The following is a 19,769-nucleotide window of genomic DNA, read 5'->3' as shown; positions in this document are numbered from 1 at the left end:
AATCAAGACAGAAACCTCGAAAGGCAGGACATGAGCATCCAGGGCGCATTCGCCGCGATCGTCACCCCCTTCACCTCCGACGGATCCGCGGTCGCCGAGAAACCGTTGCGGGATCTGGTCGACCGCGTCATCGCCGGTGGTGCGGACGGCATCATTCCCTGTGGTGGAACCGGCGAGTTCATCGCGCTGTCCCCCGAGGAACGGCGGCAGGTCGTGACCGTCGTGACCGACCAGGCCGCGGGCCGGGTGCCGGTGTTCGCGCAGACCGGCGGACTCTCGACCGCCGAAGCCATCAGGCACACCGAGCACGCCGCGTCCGCCGGGGCGAGCGGCGTGATGGTCGCGCCGCCGTTCTACGAGGCGCTGTCGCACACCGCGGCCGAGGAGTACTTCGGTGACGTCGCGTCCTCCACCCAACTGCCGATCATGCTCTACAACTACCCCAACGGCACCGGCCTGGTGATGGACACCGACCTGATCACCAGCCTGGCCCGCGACCACGACAACATCCGTTATGTCAAGGACTCCAGCGGCGACGCACTACTGCTGAGCGCGCTCGTCACCGAGCATGCCGGTGAGATCGGCACGTTCTGCGGCGAGGACGTGCTCGTCGGCACCGCGCTGACCATCGGCGCGCTGGGGCTGGTGACGGGCAGCTTCAGCTTCATGATGCCGGTCTACGCACAGATGATCAGGGCCGCGCGCACCGGTGACGAGGCCACCCTCGCCAGGCTGACCCGCGAAACGCTGCCCCTGGTGGTGTGCCTGGCCTCGAACCCGTACACCAGCGCGGTGAAAACCGCATGCGAGCTGCTCGGACACGAGGTCGGCCCGGTCCGCGCACCGCTTCCCTCGATCAGCGCCGAGGGTCGCAAGGACCTGGAGCGCCACATCGCCGCCCTCGACCCGTCCTACTTCGCATGACGGTCCGCGGGGCCGGCGTCCTGGTGACGGGCGGGTCGTCCGGCATCGGCCGGGCGATCGCCCAGTCCCTGGCCGGAGCCGGCGCGGACGTGATCAGCGCCGCTCGCCGCGACCAGGAGACCAGCGGGCGGGTGCGGCCCCTGCGGGCCGACCTCGCCCGCCCCAGCGGCTGCGAGGACGCGGTGACCCGCGCCGCCGCGATGCTCGGGCGACTGGACGTTCTCGTCGCGTCGGCGGGAACCATGCTGATCGACGACGTCACCGACGCCACCCCCGCGGACTGGGAAACGATGACCTCGGTGAACCTCACCGGCACCACCGAGAGCGTCCGAGCCGCCCTACCGCACCTGCTCAAGGCGTCGGAAGGGCCACGCGGCTGCGCCGACATCGTCGTGATCGGCTCGATCTCCGGCCGGCGCCCCACACCCGGGCGGGCCGTCTACGCGGCCACCAAAGCCGGCCTGCGCGCCTTCACCGACAGCCTCCGCCAGGAACTGGCGTCCACCGGAATCCGCGTGAGCCTTATCGAACCCGGACTCACCGCCACCGGACTCCGCGCCGCCAACTCGCCCGCCACGCTGGCACGCATGACAGCCCGCACTCCCGAGCTGCACGACGTGACTCCCCTCTCCCCCGGCGACGTGGCACGAGCCGTCACCTGGCTGCTCAGCCAACCGGCGAGCGTGTCGGTCAGCGAGCTGACCCTGCTTCCCACGTCACAAGGAGCGTGAAGCACCAAGACTCCCGCGGTCATACGACTTCCACTGCGTTCGCGGTTCCGCTCCATTCCCGCAACTGGGCGCGGCGCACCTTGCCGGTCGCGGACCGGGGCAGCGTCTCGACGAATCGGACAGCCCGCGGCTGGGCGAACTTCGAATACTCGGCACGGATGCGCGTCGCGATCAGGGCCGCGAGCTCATCGCGTCCCGCTTCGTCCTGCTTCAGCTCGACCCAGACCTCGAGCGCCTGCCCCTTCACCGCATCAGCAACACCGACGACACCCACCTCGTTCACGAAGTCCAGCCGCCGCACCACATCCTCGATCTCGTCGGGACCGATCCGATAGCCCGAGGACTTGATGACGTCGTCGACCCGGCCACGCACCCAGTAGAAACCGTCGTCGTCAACGATCGCTTCGTCCTTGGTGTGAAACCATTTCCCACCGAAATCACGCGCGGACTCCTCCGGCCGGTTCCAATAACCGAGCGGGTACTGGGGATTACTGCCGGCGCGCAGACAGATCTCGCCCGGCTGGCCAGGCGGGACCGGATTCTCGTCCGGACCCAGCAACGCGACCTCCCAACCCGGCAACGGGCGGCCGACCGACCCCAGCCGCACCTCAAGACCGGGAAAATTCCCCAGCAACGGATACGACTCGGTGGAACCGTAGTAGTCGAGCAGCCAGGTACCGAACTGCTCCTCGAACCAGGAGATCAGCTCCGGACGCAGTGGCTCGTTCGCACAACAGATCGTGACGAACCGCTGCGGAAACCGGGTGCCCGCGTCCGGCACCGCCAGCCGGATCTTGCGCAGGAAAGTGGGATTCACCAGACCGTGCGTCACCCTGTTGCGGCTCATCGCGTCGAGCAGCCCCGGCGGATCAAGCCCGCGCTCGGCGCGGTACACCAAATGAACCGCCCCGGCGCGCAACGGGCCCAGCAGCTTCGCCATCGACCACGCCCAGTCCCCCACGCCATGAAAAACGTCACCTGGTCCGAGGTCGTGGCAGTAGCTGAATTCGTTGTGCCCCAACAGGCTCCGGTGAGCGTGCACGATACCTTTGGCCGCGCCGGTGGTTCCCGAGGTGTAGAAGATCAGCGCGGGGTCGTGCGGGCTCGTCGGTTCGGCGTCGAACACCGGTTCGGTGCTGTCGAAAGAGGGATCGTCGACGTCGATCACACAGGCTCCGCCGATACCCCGCAGACGGCTCAGTCCGTCGCGGTCGGCGAGGATGATCGCCGGACTGCAGTCGGCGACCCGTTCGCGGATCGGGCCGTCGGCCCAGAGCAGGGACAGGGTGACCATGATCGCCCCGGTCCGCAGCACGCCGAGGTAGACCGCGGGCGTATCCGGGCGCTGCGGAAGCAGGACCGCGACGCGATCTCCTTTTCGTACGCCCAGATCGCGCAGGAGCGCCGCTACTTGACGGGAACGGTCCTGAACTTCCGCCCAGGTGACCTCGATGTGGGCACCGGTATAGTCCTCGTAGATCAGTGCCAGGGCATCGCGGTCGTGGTGGTCGGCCACGTCGACCGCCATGTTGTACTCCGCAGGGATTTCCCAGCGATGCGCGGCGCACAGCTCGCGGTAAGTTCTCGTCATCGGCGCGCTCCTGCGAGAAAACGCCGCATTTCCTGTTGTGGCTCGCCCGTCGCGTTCGACTCGCGGTGCACGGCCTTGGCCCAGGCGACCGCTTCCTCGTAGGCGGGCTGCTCGAGGCGGCGGATCCAGTCCTTCGTCGTCCGGACCGCGACCGCCGGCAAGCCGGCCAGCCGCTTGGCCTCGGCCATCGCCGTCTCGAACACCTGGTCCTGTTCCACGACGCGAGTGAGGAGCCCGAGCCGGTGTGCCTCCTGGCCGTCCACCAAGCGCCCGGTCAGCGCGAACTCGGTCGCTTTCGCCCGCCCCAGCACGCTCCACATCGCCCACACACCGGTGATACTCGGGATACCTGAAAGCACTTCCGGCTGCCCCATCCGCGTCGCGGCATGGCCGACCCGGATATCAGCGAGCAGCACCCACTGGAAACCCGAACCCGCCGCGACGCCCTCGACGGCCGCGACCACGGGCTTGGGGCTGTTGCGGGTGGCGGCGTAGACGGAATCGAAGCTGGCAATCCAGGCCTCGGCGCTTTCGCCGTCCTCCGGTGCGAACCCGGCGGTCTCATTGAGGTCCTGCCCCGCGCAGAAATTCCCGCCCGCACCGGCGAGCACGATCGCCCCGCAGGCATCGTCGGTTGCCAGATCGGTGATATGCCGGGTGAGTTCCGCGCGCATGCTCATGTCCCACGCGTTCAGCTTCTTCGGCCGGTTCAGCCGGATTACCCCGATCCGGCCATCCATCTCACACTGGACAAGTGCTTCCGGGGCCGTGTTTCCCACTGTCACGAAGTCTCCATTGCTGTCCATATTCCACTGGTCTCACAGGAAATCCTGCAACACGATCCGGCGAAAGGTGAAAGACCAACTTCCGGCCCAGAGCCATATCCTCCTGATATGGTCGGCAAGTGGAACTCCGTCACCTTCGCTATTTCATCGTGGTCGCCGAGGAATTGCTTTCGGCCGCGCGGCGCACCGGCTGCACATGGCGCAACCACCGTTGTCCCAGCGGATCCGTGACCTTGAACGTGAGCTCGCCGTGCGGCTGTTCGACCGGAATCCACGCCGGGTCCGGCTGACTGAAGCCGGGCACTGCTGCTCGAATACGCTCGCCGCGTCCTGGACGACGTCGACGCCGTCAACCAGGTCACGGGCAGGGTCCGCTCGGGCGGCATGAGCGCGCTGCGGGTCGGCGTGCCCCCGGACATTGGATCTCGGAGTCGTGCGTCATCGGTGCGATGCGGTCGGTTTGGAAAGCAGCGCCGGCATGCGCCGCCCGCTCCGGGTGCTCATGCCCAGCACCCCGACCTCGCCGGTGAACCCGCGGTTTACCTTGCCGATTTCAACGATTCACCCCTCGTGGTCTTCCCGCGGCACATGGCCTCCCGCCTGTATGACCATGTGCTGACGGTGTGCCGGGACCACGGCTTCATGCCCGGCACCATCCGGCATGCGCGTAACCCGAACTTCATCCATGGCCTCGTGCTCGCGGGGCTGGGTATCCACCTCAATGAGGCACCGGCCCAGAAACTGCCCGCCGGCCTGGTCTGGCGGCCGATCCACGGGGAGCCACTCGCCTGGGTCACCTCGACGGTATGGAGTTCCTCCCAGCACAGCCCTGTGCTCGCGGATCTGACCGAGGCAGTACACGAAGGTCTGACAGCATGTGGCCACGAGCCCTGCGCGTAGCGAGAACTCGTGGCCACGAAGCCGGGGCCTAGTATTTGAGCGCCACGGTCTTCACCTGGCTGTACTCGTAGAGCGCCTCGTAGCCCTTTTCACGGCCGTGGCCGCTCTTCTTGACCCCGCCGAAGGGAAGCTCGACGCCACCGCCCGCGCCATAGGTGTTGACGAAGACCTGGCCGACTCGAAGCTCCCTGGCAAGCTTGTGGGCGTTGCTCACGTCGCTCGTCCAGACCGCGGCGATGAGACCATACTCGGTACCGTTGGCGATCGCGACCGCCTCGTCGAAATCGTCGAACGTCGTGGTCGCCAGTACCGGGCCGAACACCTCCTCCTGGGATATGCGGGAATCCGGGGCCACTCGGTCGAACAGTGTCGGTTCGATGAAGTACCCACCGCGCAACCGGTCGTCGTCGGGCACCCGCCCGCCCACGACGAGTTCGGCCTCACTCCGGGCCTGCTCGACATAGCCTTTGACCCGGTCGTGCTGCTTGCGCGAAATGATCGGCCCCAGATCCGGGTCGTCGACACCGGCGCCGAGCACCACGGCCTTGAATCGTTCGGCCACGGCCTCGACCACCTGGTCGTGAACCGCACTGTGCACCAGCAGCCGCGAACCCGCGGAGCACGTCTGGCCCGCGTTCTGGATGATCGCGTTCACAATGGACGGCACAGCGGTGTCCAGATCCGCGTCGGCCAGTACGATGTTGGGCGACTTGCCGCCGAGTTCGAGGGCCACCGGCAGGAGATTGTCCGCGGCGGCCTTACCCACGATGCGCCCCACACCCGGTGAGCCGGTGAACGCCAGGTGGTCGATGCCCTGATGCGTGGCGAGAGCGAAGCCGGCCTCCTCGCCGAATCCGGGAACGACGTTCAGCGCACCCGGCGGCAGGCCGGCCTCGAGCGCCAGCTCGCCCAGCTTGATCGCGGTGAGTGGGGCGTCCTCGGCCGGTTTCAGCACCGCGCAGTTGCCCGCCGCCAGAGACGGCGCGACCGTGCGGGAGCTGATCTGGAGTGGATAGTTCCAGGGCACGATGTGCCCGGTCACACCGTATGGTTCCCGGGTCGTGTAGACGAACGTGTCGGACAGCGCCGGAATCGTGTTCCCGAACAACGACTCGATGGTGTTCGCGTAGAACTCGAAGTACCGGGCCGCTGCTGTCGCGTCCGACCTCGCCTGTTTGAGCGGCTTACCGGTGTCCTGGCTCTCCAGCAAAGCCAGCTGTTCCCGGTCTCGTTCCAGCAGCCGCGAGATCTCGTGCAGGATGCGTGCCCGCTCGACCGGCCGGGTGTGCCGCCAGACGTTTTCCTGGGTGTCGCGCGCAGCCGCCACCGCGGCGTCGATCTCGTCCGCCCCGCATCGGGCGACGGTCGCGAAGGGTTGCCCGGTCGCCGGGTCGATGTCCTCGAAGGTCGCCTCACCCGGGGAAACGTGCTTCCCGCCGATGATCGCCTGGTAGGTTTCGGCCGAACCCATACTCGGTCATTCTCCTTTTCACTCGATCCAGCCCGGCGTCACAGCAGTACGTGGCCGCCGACCGGTTTGATCGGAATTTGGGGACGTGGCGGGGCAGCAGGACCGCCACCGAAAGCTTCGCCGTAGGCGGCCGCGATCGCGGGCGCGCACATCCTTGCCTGGCACAGCCCCATTCCCGCCCTGGTTCGCAGTTTCACCCCGCGCAGCCCGCAGGCACCTTGATCGATCGCCGCGCGGATATCGGAATCGCGGACCTCCTCACAACGGCAGACCACGGTTTCTCCGGTGAGCCATTCGCCGACACCCTCTTTGGGCGTCATGACCCGCCCGAGCGCTCGTGTGAAGCGGCGCATGCGGCGCAGCGTCGCCTGCAACTTCGCGCGTCGCAGCAAGACTTCCTCGTCGCCGCGGCCATACCCGAGCCGCAGGGCAGCGCTGATCCCGGCGATCTCGCCTTCCAGTTCGGCGACGACGGAACCACCGATACCACTACCGTCACCGGCGGCGTAGACCAGTTCCTGGCTCGTCTCCATGGTCTCGGCCTTCGACGGGACCCAGCCTCCGGCGAACAGGTCGTGGCGCAGTTCACATCTCAGCAGGGTGGCCAATTCCGTGGACGGGACAAACCCGTAGCCCAGGCATACCGTGTCCACGGTGAATCGCCGGACCCGGTCTCCAGTGGGTCTCCAGTCGCCGTCGACACCTCCGATCTCGGCCACCTCAACCTGTGTCGTTCCGAGAGCACGGCGCATTCCCGCGCCCCAGATGACCGGGACCCGAGCGCGCGTCAACGTCTTGATCAGCCCCGCGGCTTCGCGGATGACGGCCGGGTAGGCTGCCAGCCCCGGCAGCCCGGCCAGGGTTTGCCTGCTCCACGGTCTCGTGACGTCGACGACCGCTTCGACCCGCGCGCCCGCTTTGACGAGTTGCGCCGCCAGCGCGAACTGCAGTGGTCCCGATCCCGCGAGCAGGAAGCGCCTTCCCGGGACGATTCCCTGCGACTTGAGGAAAACCTGCGCTCCCCCAGCCGTCATCACGCCGGGGAGCGTCCAGCCGGGAAACGGCACGGGCCGCTCGTAGGCGCCGGTGGCGAGGATGACCGACCGCGCGTGGATGTCCCGGGTGCCCGGCCCCTCGGTGAAGACCTGGACCCTGCGTGGCGGCGACGCGCCCCAGCAGACCGTTTCGGGCACGTAACGGATTCCGGCCTCGGTGAACGCGTCAACCATTGCCTGACCGGCACGGGCCTTAGGGTCCGAACCTCTGGCGGACAACGCTTCCGCTGTGAGCGGCTGGCGGTAGATCTGGCCGCCCGGCCGCGTATTCTCGTCGAGCACGGTGACCGTCGCGCCGAGCCGATGCGCGGCAAGGGCGGCCGCCATCCCCGCCGGGCCGGCGCCGACCACGAGAAGTTCTTCGCTCACGATGGCGTGACACCTCCTTCGCTTCCGGTCTCCACGACGAGGCCCTCGGTCACCGGTGTCGTGCAGCTACGGATCGGCTCCCCTCCCACAACAGCGACGAGACACTCCTGACAGACGCCCATGCCGCAGAACACACCGCGGGCCGCGCCGTGTCCGGCCGTACGACGCGTCATCTTCCGGCCCGCAGCCAGCAACGCGCCCGCCACGGTCTGTCCCCGGCGGGCCTCGATGGCCTGGCCATCGACCGTGAACGTCAGCCGGTCGCCGCTCATCGGTTCACCCCCATTCCGGACAGGGAAAATCGCGGTTCCCGGCCACACACCAGATCCGCCGTCAGCTCACCGGTGATCGGGGCCATACCGACGCCCTCGCCCTCATGCCCAGCCGCGACGAAGTATCCTGGCACCTGCTCGATTCGGCTGATGATCGGTTTCCCGCCGGGCGTGTACGGGCGCAGGCCGCTGAAGCTCCGGATGATCTTGATCCTCTCCAGCCGTGGGATGAAGCGCACCGCCCGGCGCACGATCGCGCGCACCATGTCGGACGAGACCGAGACGTCGAAGTCACTGAACTCACGACTGCTGCCCAGCAACAGATTCCCGTTCGGCGTCGGTTCGGCCACGAGTGTGACATCTTCGCGCTCCGGCTCGCCATCGTCTTCGTAGCGCTGGGCGACGTACCCGATCTCGGTGATCTTATTGGTGATCACCGAGGTGACGGCCTCGGTGACCACGAGCGTGCCCCGGCGAGGCCGGATCGGCAACGGCACGTCCACAGTGTCCGAAAGGGCGGGTGCCCACACCCCCAGCGCGTTCACGACCACCGGACTGGCGAACACCCCCGCCGACGTGCCGACCCCGCGAACCTCGCCGCGATCGTTCCGCAGGATCCGGCGCGCGGCACATCCGGTGATGATCGTCGCTCCGCATTCCGTGGCACCCGCCGCGATGGCGTGCACCGCCTCCAGTGGGTACACCGAGGCGTCCGCCATGCACTCCGAACCGCCGGCGAGATCTTTCGCCAGTGCCGGTTCCCTTTCCGTCAGCTCTCCGGGCTCGAGCAGCCGGACCGGAACATCCATGTCCCGCAGCCATTTCACCTGCCGGCGCAGCATTTCCAGCTCACGTTCCGTCTCGGCGACCATCAGGCTTCCGCAACGCTGAAAGTGGAATGACACCGGCAACTGCTCGTGCCACCGCTCGTACAACTCGATACTGGCCATCGTCAGCCGCGCCGACAGTTCCTCGCCTTTGGTCTGGACTAATATGTTGCCGTCGCAGCGACCGGAAGTTCCCGCGCCGACCTCGTCGCGCTCGATGACCGCGACGTCAGCGCCGCGCTGCGCCAGCGCATAGGCGATCGATGTCCCGACCAGCCCCGCACCGAGCACGATCACGTCGTAAGCCCGCCGCGCGTCGCCGGGTCTAGTCGACATTGAGCAGAAAGCCTTCCGACAGCGGATCGTCGTCGGCGATGACCAGCTGGTTGAAACCCGTGATGTGGGCACTGCCGCGTACTCGCGGAACAGTCTTGCGTTCGCCATCGTGCTCGATGACGTCCTCGACGGAAGCCTCGAACGTCGTGCCGATGATGCTGGAGTTGAGCAGGGTGTCGCCCTTGCCCAGCACTCCTCGTTCGACCAGCAACGCGGTCAGCGCGCTGGTTCCGGTGCCGCACGGCGACCGGTCGTACCTGGTGTCGGAGAAGACGACGATGCCCCGCGAAGTCCCTTGTGGACTCGACAGATCGTAGAGGAGCGCACCGCTGACGAGCGGCAGCCCGCCGCCACTGTCCTTGAGCGAGCGTTTGATCCTGGCACCGAGGCGCAGCAGCTCGGGGAGGTTGTCCGCCGAGAACGACGTGCCCAACCGCGCGACGTCGACCATCGCATACCACTCGCCGCCGTAGCCGAGATCGACCGGCACCGCCCCGATGCCATCGAGTTCGACGCTCAGCCGCGGCTGCCGGACATAGGACGGCACGTTGGTGAACGACACGTCCGTCACCCGGCCGTCCCGCGTGCGCGCCTCGACGGGGACGAGCCCGGACGGTGTCTCGATGTTCAGGGAGGTCACGGGAGACCGGCAGGGCAGCCGGCCCGACTCCAGCAGCGAGGTCACCGCACCGATGGTCCCGTGCCCGCACATGGACAAGTACTTGTGGATCGAGAGGAACATCAGGCCGATGTCCGCCGCGGGGTCCACCGGCCGCACCACGATCGCGGCGAACATCCCGGCATGACCGCGAGGCTCATACAGCAGGCTGGTCCGCAGTCGGTCGTGGTTGGCCGCGAAGTACTCCTGCTTGTCCCGCACGGTCGTCCCCGGCAGCTCCGGAATTCCGTCGACGACCAGCCGGGTCGGGTGACCGCAGGTGTGGGAGTCGATCGTGTGCACGGTTCTGCTCTGTGCCATCAGGAATTCACACACCCCGCTTCGGCGAGGGTCCCGGCCAAGGTCTCGATCTCGCCCCGGATCCCGCCTTCGGGCGGCAGGATGGGAAGGCGCGAATGGCCCCCGCCGTAGCCGCGGTGGTTCATCGCGAGCTTCAGCGCGCTGAACGGGTTCGTGCCGCGTTTGTAGAGCAGCTCGCAGAACTCGGACAGTCCGGCCTGGAGCACCGCGGCCTCGGCGGTCCTGCCAGCGCGGGTGTGCTCGTAGAGCGCGTTGATCAGCTCGGGCAGCGCCTGGTGCACGACGCTGACGATGCCGTGCGCGCCCTGCGCGAGGCACGGCAGCATCAGCGTGTCGAGGCCGACGAGCAGCCGGACGCGATCGCCGACCCTGCGAGCGAGCTGGCCCATCTTGGTGACGTCGCCGGAACTGTCCTTCACTGCGACGACGCCGGTCTTCGCCGCCAGTTCCTCGATCATGTCTACGGTCAGGTCGATACCGGTCCTCGACGGGTTGTTGTAGGCGAGGATCGGCAGGTCACACGCGGCCGTCACGTCCTGGAAGAACCGCAGCGCCTCCGGCCAGGTCGGCCGCACGTACAGCGGAGGGAGCAGCATGACCCCGTCGAGGCCGGTCGTGCGGGCCTCATCCGCCAGCTCCACTGTCGCCGACGTAGCCGTGCTCGTCGAGTTGACACAGCCGATGACCGGTACCCTGCCGCCGGCTTGCCCTGTCGCCACCGAGAACAGTTCGAGCCGCTCGGCGTCGCTGAGGCTGTAGAACTCGCCGGTCGATCCCGCGACGACGATACCGGTTGCCCGGTCTTCGATCGCCTTGTCGATGTTCCGGCGGAACGACGGGATATCGACGGAGGCGTCCTCGCGGAAGGGGGTGACCAGGACGCTGAGAACCCCGCCCCACTCAGGCTTGCTGGACATATTGCTCCTCGTTGGTTGGCGTGCGGATGGAGTCGAGAGCGTGTGCGCAGGCCGCGGCCTCGGCTACGGCGTCGTGCACGCGACGCGGCTGGATGGCGTCGCCGATAGTGGAGAATGAAATACCCGCGGCGGCCAGCTCGGCGGCGAGTTCGCCGCACGGGCTCGCCCCCAGCCAGTGCACCACGGTGGTGGTGCTCAGGGTTTCGCGGTGCCGGTCGCCGAAAACGTCGGTTACCCGCAGGCCGTCTGCTTCCGCCGTCACCCGCGCCCGTTCGAGCACCCGGACGCCGAGTTCGTTCATGCGCAGCAGAAGCGGGTACAGCGTGGGATCTCCCTCGCCCTCGGCGAGGTGGAGGCAGCTCGTCACGACCGTGACCTCGGCGCCACGCTCGGCGAGATGTTCCGCCACCAGTGCGGCGTCGGCCCGTCCCATCTGGTCGACCACGACGACCTGCCCGGAGACCGGGCCCGCGAGTGCCTCGAACACCGGCACCGCCTCGATGCCGAAGTCCGGCCGGTGCAATGGGCTGGCCAGGGGGACGGAACCGGTGGCCACGATGACGTGATCGGCTCGTTCGGCGCGAATGCGTTCGAGGTCCGCGGAGATCCCGAGTTCGACACGCACGTCGAGCCGGTCCAGTTCACGCCGCCACCAGTCGAGCAGCCGCCGGAACTCCCGCCGGGACGTCGAACCGGTCCAGCGCCGGAGCTGGCCGCCGACCGCGTCATCGCGTTCGAAGACGGTGACGCTGTGCCCCTGCGTCGCAAGGCTCCTGGCGGCCTCCAGGCCCGCCGGCCCCGCGCCGACGACGACGTAGCGCTTGGTCCTCGACGGGGGAAGAAGCTCGATGTCCTCCCTGCCGACGTGCGGATTGCCGATACACCGCACCCCCGCGCCGGTCAGGTGAAAGTTGGCGCACACGTTCGCACCGACGCACGGGCGGATCTCGGCGGCACGGCCCCGGCGCGCCTTGCTGAAGAATCCGGGATCGGCGATCTGGGCGCGCACGACGCCCACGAGGTCGGCGTCACCCGAGGCGACGATTTCTTCGGCGAGCGCGGGATCGGTCACCCTGCCGACACACGCCACGGGCAGCGTGGTCGCCTGCTTCACCGCCGCCGCCAGGTGCCGGAAGATCGCGTGCGGCGTAGGCGTCGCCGGATAGCCGTAGGTGAACGAGACCCTGTGGGTGGGCGTGCCACCGGTGACGGAGATGTAGTCGACCATTCCCGATTTCTCCAGATGCCGCACTACCTCGCAGGCGTGCTCGGCCGTCATACCGCCCGCGATGTACTCGTCCGCGCTGATGCGCACGCCCAGCAGGGGCTCCGGGCCGAGTGCGGCGCGGACGGAAGCGAGCACGGCCAGCGGGAACCGCATCCGGTTCTCGATGGCCCCGCCCCATTCGTCGTCGCGGCGGTTGAACTCCGGGGACAGGAACGTGGCCAGCAGCGATCCGCGTGCCATCAACAGCTCGACCCCGTCGAGATCACCGCGCACGGCCCTGTCCGCGGCCAGCCGGTAGGCCTCGACGACCTCGGCGATGGCGTCTGCGCTGATCGGGGAAGCGGTCTCCCTGGTGCGCTCGGGCCGGTACTCGCTCGCCGCGAGCACGTGCATGTTGGCCGAACGCGTCAGCAGACCCGAATGGGAAAGCTGGGCCAGCAGGCGGCCGCCCTCGTCGTGCACCGCCCTGGCCAGCATCCGGTAGCCGGGCACGATCGTCTCGTCCACATTGGCCAGCCGCGCCGGCCCCATCTCCTCGCGCTGCGACAACGTCACCGCGGTGTTGCCGGTAATCTGCATGGCCGCGCCGGCGCGTGCCCGCAGGCGGTAGTAGTCGGCCTGCCGGGCACTGGGCAGCCCGTTCTCGGCGAACATCTCCTGGTGTGCCGGCACGTACAGCCGGCTGGGCAGTTCGGCTCGTCCGACCCGCAACGGCGTGAAGAGGTGCGGAAAATCCACGGTGGTCTCCAACCTTTCAGGGCTTGGCCGGGGAGTTCGCGGCCTGCTCGGTGTTCTGTTCCGTCCACAGTGGTGCCCGTGCCATCTCGGGCAACCAGAGGCCGAGGATGCACAGCGCGATGAGGGCGGCCCCTGACGCGTACACCGCCGGTGCGAGCGTGCTCCCGGTCGCCGAGACGAGCCAGGTCGCGACGAACGGTGCCGTGCCGGCGAAAACCATGTAGGCGCCTTGGTATCCGAGCGCATTGCTGCTGTAGCGCACCTTGGCGGGGAACAACTCCACGGACAGCACCGTCGTCATCACCGAAAGCCCCGCCAGCGATAAGGCGAACAGGCACTGTCCCACAGTCGCGGCGACGGTGCTGCCGGTCGCCATGAGCATGAACGACGGGATACCGAGTACCAGCAACGCGGCCTGACTCGACAGCAGCACCGGTTTCCTGCCGATCCGGTCGGACAACCTCGCCATGAGCAGACCGGTCACGCAGAAGACCAGAATGGCAAGGGCGTTGATCACCAACGCGGTGGTCCGGGAGAACTTCAGCTCGGCCGTGAGGTGCGTGACCATGTATGAACTGAGCATGTAGAACGCGATTCCGGACACCGCCGCGGTCGTGAACAGCAGCAGGATCCTCGGCAACTGCGTACGGAGCGCGCTCACGACGGGCAGTCGCTGCACGTCGCCCGCTCGTTTGACCGCTTCGTAGGCAGGGCTCTCCTCACCCCGCAACCTCAGGTACAGGCCGATCAGCCCGAGCGGGCCTGCGATCAGGAACGGGATACGCCAGCCCCACGAGTCGAATTGCGCCTTAGACAGCAGGGCGGAGAAGGGCAGCACGAACAGGATCGCGACCACGAACGGTAGGACAGAGGAAATGTTGAGCGAGGCTCCGTGAAAGCCCCGGCGGCCCGGTGGCGCGTGCTCGACCACGAAGGAGGACGCGCCGGAGAACTCACCACCCACCGAGAAGTTCTGCACCAGCCGCAGAATCACCAGCAACAGCGGTGCCGCGACACCGATGGTGTCGTACGTCGGCAGCAGTCCGACGAGGACGGTGCAGGTGGTCATCATGATGATCGCGACGGACAGCACGTTCCGGCGGCCGAGCCGGTCCCCGAAGTGCCCGAAGACCACTCCGCCCAGCGGCCGCCCGGCGAAACCGACGGCGAAGACGCCGAAGGTCGCGAGCAGCCCGGCCGTCGGGTCGTCGGCGGGAAAGAAGCGAGCGGCGATCGTCGGCGCGAGCAGGCCGTAGACCGCGAAGTCGTAGTACTCGACGAAGGTACCGATGATGGCAGTGGTCAGTGTTCGGACGCGCGATCGGTCAGGTGAAGCGCTTCCTGGTGTATTCGGTGTCATCATTGTCACCTACTTCCGGTTGATCTGAACCTAACCCAGCCGACCGCCGGGCAGGAAGGATCAAACCTGGACAAAGACTGATACCGCGAAGATATGATCCAAACCCATGGACGTCCGATACCTCAGGTACTTCGTCGTCGTGGCCGAGGAACTCCACTTCGGACGTGCCGCCCATCGGTTACATATGGCACAACCCCCGCTCTCGCAACGAATTCGCGATCTCGAACGTGACCTCGGTGTGCGGCTGTTCGATCGGAACACCCGGCAGGTGCGGCTCACCGAGGCCGGCGCACTCCTGCTGGAACACGCGCGCCGCGTGCTCGACGACGTCGACGCCGCACGTCAGGCGATGGGCCGGATCAAGGCCGGGGGCGCGACGGCGTTACGGGTCGGTTGCCTGCCCGACACCATGCCTGCGACGATCCAGGCGATCATGGACGAGTTCCACGCTCACCGGCCCGACGTGCTGGTCGAACTGCGTGAACTGACCACCAACGAGCAGCTCAGGGCCTTACGCAGCGGTGAACTCGACATCGGCGTACTGCGCCATCCGTGTGACACGGTCGGACTGGACTGCGGTGTGGCGTTCCAGCGTCCGTTCGGTGTCATCTTGCGCAAAGACCACGCGCTCGGAAGTCGCAGGCAAATCCGGCTACGCGATCTGAACGGCTCGTCGTTGGTGATATTCCCGCGAAAGATGGCGTCGCAGCTGTACGATCACATGCTGTCGGTGTGCCGCGACCGCGGCTTCATGCCCGGAACGTTCCGGCACGCGCGCAATCCCTACTTCATCTACGGTCTCGTGCTCGCCGGCATGGGTGTACACCTCAACGAGCGCCCCACGTACCGGCTGCAGGCCGGCTTGGTGTGGCGCCCGCTCGTGGACGAACCCCTGTCCTGGGTCACCTCGGCCGCCTGGGTGCCCTCACGCCGCGACGAGACCATCGAGGCGTTCGCCGCAGCCATCCTCGCTGGCTTCACCTCAACCGGCCACCAGCTCGTGACCGCGGCGTCATAGGACGAAAGCACGATATCGTTTATGGACTCGGCCGTGCTCGACGGCCGCCGCGGCTCAAAATGCCCCGCCGCTACCGTCTGCACATACAAGGTGGCGGCCGGGGCGCCCACGGCCCGGACCTATCGCCTCGCCACGTCCCGTGCGGTGTCGACGATCCCGGCGGGTGCCTCCCTCCAGCGCCGGTACTCGCAGCGGTTGCCGCTCACCTCGAACTCGCCACGCTCCAGGCGAAGCACGAAGTCGTTGTGCTCTCCCGTGATCAGCTCGGTCCAGGTGAGTTCGGACGCGCCGAGCGTGAACGTGGAGCCCAGCGGCGCGTGCCGATCCACTTCCACCGCCCCGCCGCGGTTGATCCGCAGGTGCACCTCGTCTGCACCGCAGCGCAGCCCGATCGTGCCGCCCCAGTGTCCCGCTGCCAGGGCGAAGTCTTCACGCGCGTCCCACCGGATCCGGGCCGGCATCACGCGCACGGACCAGCATCGCGGTGGTCCCCTCCTGCACGGTGACTCCGTCCTGGTTGAGCAACGTGACGTGCCGGTTCACGACACCCTCGTCGCTCTTGGACGTGCGTCGGCAGCGCGTGACGGTGAGTTCGAAGCGCAGCGTGTCCCCGACGTGGATCGGCGCACGATAGCGCCATCGCGTGTCGAGCAACGCGACCACCGATTCGGCCACGATGCCCATCTCGTGCAACAAGCCCAGGAACACCGCGAGCCCGAAGGGGCCGTGCAACACGGGTCGGCCGAAGCGGCCCGCACCTCGCGTATGCAGCGGATGGCGGTCCCCGCTCAGTTCGGTGAACGCCTTGAGGTCTTGGTCGGTCACCTCCCGCGTGCCGCTGTGAAACCGTTGACCCACAATGAAGTCCTCGAAAAACATCGTCACGGCGCCTTACCCAGCGGCTCATCCGAGATCACGCGGAGCTGGATTTCCGACGTGCCCTCGAAAATCCTCGTCAGCCGCGCGTCACGCCAATGGCGTTCGACGGCGAAATCGGTGGTGTATCCCGCGCCGCCGTGAATCTGCACCGCCGCGCTCGTCACCCGCTCCGCCATCTCGCTCGCGACGAACTTCGCCATGGCGGCCTCGCCGGAGCAGCAACCACCGAGGTCGATCTCGGTGGCGACGGAGTACATCAGCTGCCGTGCCGCCTCGATCTCGGCCGCCATCTCGGCGATCTTGAAGCGGATCGACTGGAAGTCGCCGATGGGCCTGCCGAACTGGACGCGCTGCTGGACGTAGGCGATCGAATCCTCCAGTGCGGCCCTCGCGAGCCCGATCGCACGGGCCGCCGTGTGCGCGCGCCCGACTTCCAGCCCGCTCACCGCGAGATAGAACCCCTTGCCTTCCTCACCGAGCAGCGCCGAGGCCGGCACGCGGAAGCCGTCAAAGGCCAGTTCCCAGGTGTGCCAGCCATGGTAGCCGATCTTGCGCACCTTGGTTCCGGTGATTCCCGCCGGGAAACCGCCACGCTCCTTTTCGATCAGGAACGCGCTGATGCCGCGGTGCGGCTTGGCCGGGTCCTTGTCCGGCGCGGTCCTGGCGAACAGCACAAGGTAGTCGGACTGATCGGCGTAGGTGCACCACATCTTCGTGCCGTCGATCACCCACTCGTCTCCGTCACGACGGGCACGGCACGACAGGTTCGCGACGTCGGATCCGGCTTCGGCTTCCGACAAGGCGTACGCGCCCAGGTACTCGCCTCGCGCGACCTTCGGCAGCATCTCGGCCCGCTGCTCGGGCGTGAATCCCCCGCCCATGCCGTTGCCCCGCGCAAGCAGGCCCGACACACTCAGCCACGCCCTGGCCAGTTCTTCGGCGACGAGGCAGTATTCGAACACCCCCACTCCCAGCCCACCATGCTCTTCCGGAATGAGCAGGCCGAAGAAGCCCATCTCGGCCATCTGCTCGCGCAGCCGATCCGGGATGGTGCCCTGCACGGGGTCCAACTCGTTGGCGACGGGCAGAACCTCCTTCATCGCGAAGTCCCTCGCCAGCTTCTGGATCCCCACCCGCTCCTCGGTGAGGTACCGGGCGGCTGCTTTGGCGGGCCCCTCGGGCCGGTGCGTCATGTCATCTCCACACACTAAGAACGAACGAACGTTCTTACCGAAACGCAAGGCCGCATCAGCCGTCAAGATCCCTGTGCCACAGCGAAATTGACCAGCACGGCGTCGTCCCCCAACCTTCTGACATGAACGAACGTTCTGCGACGACGCTCATCCCAGAGACCGCCCGCGGCAGCGAAGCGGCCATTCTCAACGCCGCGCTCGAAGCCTTCGGGGAGAAGGGGTTCTACGGAGCGTCGATGCGGGACGTCGCTCGCGGTGCGAAGACGAGCCTGTCCAATCTGTACAACTACTTCCCGGCGAAGTCGGATCTGCTGGCAGCGCTGCTGCGGATGGCCAACGACGAGCTGCTCAATCGCATCCAGGAAGCCGTGGGCGCCGCCGGCAAGCGGCCCGCCGACCGGATGAGCGCGGCCGTGCGGGCGCATGTCCGTTTCGTGGTGGAGCACCAGGTGGCCTCACTGGTCGCGCTGAGCGAGATCCGGTACCTCACCGGGGCGGTGCGCAAACGCGTGGTCGCGGCGCGGGACAGCACGCAGGGCATCTACGAGGAGCTCGTCGCCGAGGGCGCCGCGGCGGGAGATTTCCTTACCCCGTATCCCGATGACGCCGCACGGAACATCGTGTCCATGGTGTCGGCCATTTCCACGTGGTATCGCGCGGGCGGCCGCCTCAACGCCGAGGAGCTGGGCGGCCAGCACGCACGCTACGCACTGGCATTGCTGGAAGCACCCTTGGACTGACGATCAGGCCGGCGGCATGTTCCGGTCCATCTCGAGCGCGCACAGAGCGCGCAGCGCCTGTGGACGAACGATCGTTCAGGTAACAATAGCCGGAGAGATCATCGCTGTACAGAGAGGTCCGAGAATTAGTCCGAGGGCCGTGACGCCTCGCAGCGGAGGCGGGCACATCGTGGAGTCCACCCTCGGGCGCTCCACGAAATCCGGCTTGCCACGCACAGCGGCACGATCGTTCGCCTCGGCTTACCCGGTGTCCAGGGTCTCCGCGGCGTTGCCCATCCTGGTACCCGCGAGCGGAGTTGTTCCCCGGCCTGGAGCCGGTGGTTCGGTCCCGCGTTTCCCGCATGGCAATGGTTCGGCCTCGCTTCCTCGCGAGGACATCTTCAGGTGCCGCGAAGGGTTCGAGCTCTCCCAGCTCGACCTCAGATCGGCAGAGTCAACGCAGTCCTAACGCCTTCAGCACGGCACCGGCTGTCGCCGCGGTCGAAAACAGGTTCTGGCCGGTGATCAGATTACGGTCCACGACGACGTGCGACGTCCACGGGTAAGGCGCATCATCGAGGATTGCCCCCGCGTTCTGCAGGGCCGAGGCGAGGTACCACGGCATCCCGAGCCTGCCGAAAGCATTCTGATCCTCTTCCTCGTTCGTGCAGCAGGTCACGCGGAAGCCTTCGAAAAGCCACTGGCCGTCGATCCGCTCGGGCGCGGCGAGCAGGAGCGCCGGTCCATGGGACAGCGCCGAGACCGGCGCGCCCTTGGCATGCAGGATACTCACCAGGCGGGCGAGGTCCGGGTTGCCCGGCAAGTCCACCATGGACGCGTAGCCACCCGGTGCGAACAGCGCGTCGAATTCGCCGAGCTGCTCGCCGGAGAGCTCCGACAGCGCCACGGGGAAACGAAAGCCGTCGATATCCTCCAGCTGAGCCTTCCGGTCCTGCGACAGTGCGCAGGCCACCGTGGTCAGGTCCTCGACCGCACCTCGGAGCGACGCCTCGGCGAGGCCACGGTCGAGCCCTTCGGCGAGCATCACCTCGATCAGCCGCCGGTTATGTTGCCAGGCCGCCTTGGCGGCCCGGCTGACGAGCTCGCGCGCCTCGGCGGCGGTCTTGCCCGCGACCTCGAGGCGGCGCGCGATCCGGCGGGACGCGACCAGTTCGGGGTCGGTCAGGTGTTGCAGGGTGATGCGGATGTCCTCGGGGTCGCGGCGGAACGTTCGGTACACCGAGGCGAAGTAGCCGCGGTCTTCTTCCGGGTAGTGGAAGATCGGCTCGAGGCTGTACGGATCCACGACGGGGGCATTGCCGTCGGGCGTGATCACGACGACGTCGGCGCCCGCGGCGGCGAACAGTTCGTACGACGTCAGTGCCTGCTCGGCCCAGTAGCCGGTCGGACGCTTGCTACTGTCCCGGAGGTCGATCTCCCGAGCGCTGGACACGACAAAGGCGATGCGCGGCACGCG

The 19,769-nt window shown here is 67.4% G+C and carries 20 protein-coding genes; 6 read left to right on the top strand and 14 right to left on the bottom strand.

All coding sequences use genetic code 11. The features are described from left to right. Positions 1 to 30 precede the first annotated feature (30 nt). A complete protein-coding gene (locus HFP15_RS33100) occupies positions 31 to 924 on the top strand; it encodes a dihydrodipicolinate synthase family protein (RefSeq protein WP_168520838.1) in 894 nt (297 codons plus the stop codon). Next, on the top strand, positions 921 to 1,655 hold the full coding sequence (locus HFP15_RS33095; RefSeq protein WP_168520836.1) for an SDR family oxidoreductase: 735 nt from the start codon (positions 921 to 923) through the stop codon (positions 1,653 to 1,655). The genes HFP15_RS33100 and HFP15_RS33095 overlap by 4 nt, the downstream gene beginning before the upstream one ends. A 19-nt stretch (positions 1,656 to 1,674) precedes the next feature. Here HFP15_RS33095 and HFP15_RS33090 read toward each other — a convergent pair whose 3' ends face one another. After that, positions 1,675 to 3,246 (bottom strand): acetate--CoA ligase, encoded by a 1,572-nt coding sequence (locus tag HFP15_RS33090; RefSeq protein ID WP_168520834.1) that lies wholly within the window; start codon positions 3,244 to 3,246, stop codon positions 1,675 to 1,677. Then, positions 3,243 to 4,031 carry an enoyl-CoA hydratase/isomerase family protein gene (locus HFP15_RS33085; RefSeq protein ID WP_312871874.1) on the bottom strand — a complete coding sequence of 263 codons (789 nt, stop codon included), beginning with the start codon at positions 4,029 to 4,031 and terminating at the stop codon, positions 3,243 to 3,245. The genes HFP15_RS33090 and HFP15_RS33085 overlap by 4 nt, the downstream gene beginning before the upstream one ends. On the opposite strand from HFP15_RS33085, the gene HFP15_RS44210 reads away from it, so the two are divergent. Next, the gene (locus tag HFP15_RS44210; RefSeq protein ID WP_376768915.1) at positions 3,919 to 4,419 is read left to right on the top strand and encodes a helix-turn-helix domain-containing protein; all 501 of its coding nucleotides are present in this window, start codon (positions 3,919 to 3,921) and stop codon (positions 4,417 to 4,419) included. The two genes, HFP15_RS33085 and HFP15_RS44210, sit on opposite strands and share 113 nt — an antisense overlap. Next, positions 4,416 to 4,931, top strand: a complete 516-nt coding sequence (locus HFP15_RS33080) for a LysR family substrate-binding domain-containing protein (protein ID WP_210718187.1) — start codon at positions 4,416 to 4,418, stop codon at positions 4,929 to 4,931. The genes HFP15_RS44210 and HFP15_RS33080 overlap by 4 nt, the downstream gene beginning before the upstream one ends. Positions 4,932 to 4,959: 28 nt before the next feature. On the opposite strand, the gene HFP15_RS33075 is transcribed toward HFP15_RS33080, so the two are convergent. From HFP15_RS33075 to HFP15_RS33040, 8 genes are read right to left on the bottom strand one after another with little or no spacing between them, the layout of a single operon-like run. Then, the gene (locus HFP15_RS33075) at positions 4,960 to 6,402 is read right to left on the bottom strand and encodes an aldehyde dehydrogenase family protein (RefSeq protein ID WP_168520832.1); all 1,443 of its coding nucleotides are present in this window, start codon (positions 6,400 to 6,402) and stop codon (positions 4,960 to 4,962) included. A gap of 38 nt (positions 6,403 to 6,440) precedes the next feature. Further along, positions 6,441 to 7,826: an FAD/NAD(P)-dependent oxidoreductase gene (locus HFP15_RS33070; RefSeq protein WP_168520830.1), complete on the bottom strand. Its 1,386-nt coding sequence runs from the start codon at positions 7,824 to 7,826 to the stop codon at positions 6,441 to 6,443. Continuing rightward, entirely contained in the window at positions 7,823 to 8,098 is a 276-nt protein-coding gene (locus HFP15_RS33065; RefSeq protein WP_168520828.1) for a (2Fe-2S)-binding protein, read from the bottom strand. Before HFP15_RS33065 ends, HFP15_RS33070 begins: the two co-directional genes overlap by 4 nt. Next, positions 8,095 to 9,222 (bottom strand): NAD(P)/FAD-dependent oxidoreductase, encoded by a 1,128-nt coding sequence (locus HFP15_RS33060; protein WP_168520827.1) that lies wholly within the window; start codon positions 9,220 to 9,222, stop codon positions 8,095 to 8,097. Before HFP15_RS33060 ends, HFP15_RS33065 begins: the two co-directional genes overlap by 4 nt. A gap of 28 nt (positions 9,223 to 9,250) precedes the next feature. After that, a complete protein-coding gene (locus tag HFP15_RS33055; RefSeq protein WP_168520825.1) occupies positions 9,251 to 10,240 on the bottom strand; it encodes a proline racemase family protein in 990 nt (329 codons plus the stop codon). Next, complete coding sequence (dapA, locus tag HFP15_RS33050; RefSeq protein ID WP_168520823.1) at positions 10,240 to 11,157, bottom strand: 4-hydroxy-tetrahydrodipicolinate synthase; 918 nt, start codon at positions 11,155 to 11,157, stop codon at positions 10,240 to 10,242. The genes HFP15_RS33055 and dapA overlap by 1 nt, the downstream gene beginning before the upstream one ends. Then, entirely contained in the window at positions 11,141 to 13,123 is a 1,983-nt protein-coding gene (locus HFP15_RS33045) for an oxidoreductase (RefSeq protein ID WP_168520821.1), read from the bottom strand. The genes dapA and HFP15_RS33045 overlap by 17 nt, the downstream gene beginning before the upstream one ends. Before the next feature lie 16 nt (positions 13,124 to 13,139). Further along, positions 13,140 to 14,486, bottom strand: coding sequence for an MFS transporter (locus HFP15_RS33040; protein WP_168520819.1), 1,347 nt, complete (start codon positions 14,484 to 14,486; stop codon positions 13,140 to 13,142). 103 nt (positions 14,487 to 14,589) lie between these two features. Between HFP15_RS33040 and HFP15_RS33035 the strand changes: the two genes are divergently transcribed. Next, entirely contained in the window at positions 14,590 to 15,501 is a 912-nt protein-coding gene (locus tag HFP15_RS33035) for a LysR substrate-binding domain-containing protein (protein WP_168520817.1), read from the top strand. Positions 15,502 to 15,620: 119 nt separating this feature from the next. On the opposite strand, the gene HFP15_RS33030 is transcribed toward HFP15_RS33035, so the two are convergent. From HFP15_RS33030 to HFP15_RS33020, 3 genes are read right to left on the bottom strand one after another with little or no spacing between them, the layout of a single operon-like run. Then, on the bottom strand, positions 15,621 to 15,962 hold the full coding sequence (locus tag HFP15_RS33030) for a hypothetical protein (RefSeq protein WP_168520815.1): 342 nt from the start codon (positions 15,960 to 15,962) through the stop codon (positions 15,621 to 15,623). Then, complete coding sequence (locus tag HFP15_RS33025) at positions 15,931 to 16,380, bottom strand: MaoC/PaaZ C-terminal domain-containing protein (RefSeq protein ID WP_246272248.1); 450 nt, start codon at positions 16,378 to 16,380, stop codon at positions 15,931 to 15,933. The genes HFP15_RS33030 and HFP15_RS33025 overlap by 32 nt, the downstream gene beginning before the upstream one ends. Positions 16,381 to 16,382: 2 nt before the next feature. Continuing rightward, positions 16,383 to 17,573, bottom strand: coding sequence for an acyl-CoA dehydrogenase family protein (locus HFP15_RS33020; protein ID WP_168520811.1), 1,191 nt, complete (start codon positions 17,571 to 17,573; stop codon positions 16,383 to 16,385). A gap of 122 nt (positions 17,574 to 17,695) precedes the next feature. Here HFP15_RS33020 and HFP15_RS33015 point away from each other — a divergent pair, with 122 nt between their 5' ends. Then, positions 17,696 to 18,313, top strand: a complete 618-nt coding sequence (locus tag HFP15_RS33015) for a TetR/AcrR family transcriptional regulator (protein ID WP_168520810.1) — start codon at positions 17,696 to 17,698, stop codon at positions 18,311 to 18,313. Positions 18,314 to 18,746: 433 nt separating this feature from the next. Here the strand turns inward: HFP15_RS33015 and HFP15_RS44025 are convergent, their stop codons facing one another. Continuing rightward, positions 18,747 to 19,766 carry a DJ-1/PfpI family protein gene (locus HFP15_RS44025; RefSeq protein WP_168520808.1) on the bottom strand — a complete coding sequence of 340 codons (1,020 nt, stop codon included), beginning with the start codon at positions 19,764 to 19,766 and terminating at the stop codon, positions 18,747 to 18,749. Positions 19,767 to 19,769 lie beyond the last annotated feature (3 nt).

The sequence above is a fragment of the Amycolatopsis acididurans genome (assembly GCF_012328925.1).
GTDB classification, from domain to species: Bacteria; Actinomycetota; Actinomycetes; order Mycobacteriales; family Pseudonocardiaceae; genus Amycolatopsis_E; species Amycolatopsis_E acididurans.
This window is presented reverse-complemented; position numbering and strand designations above follow the sequence as displayed.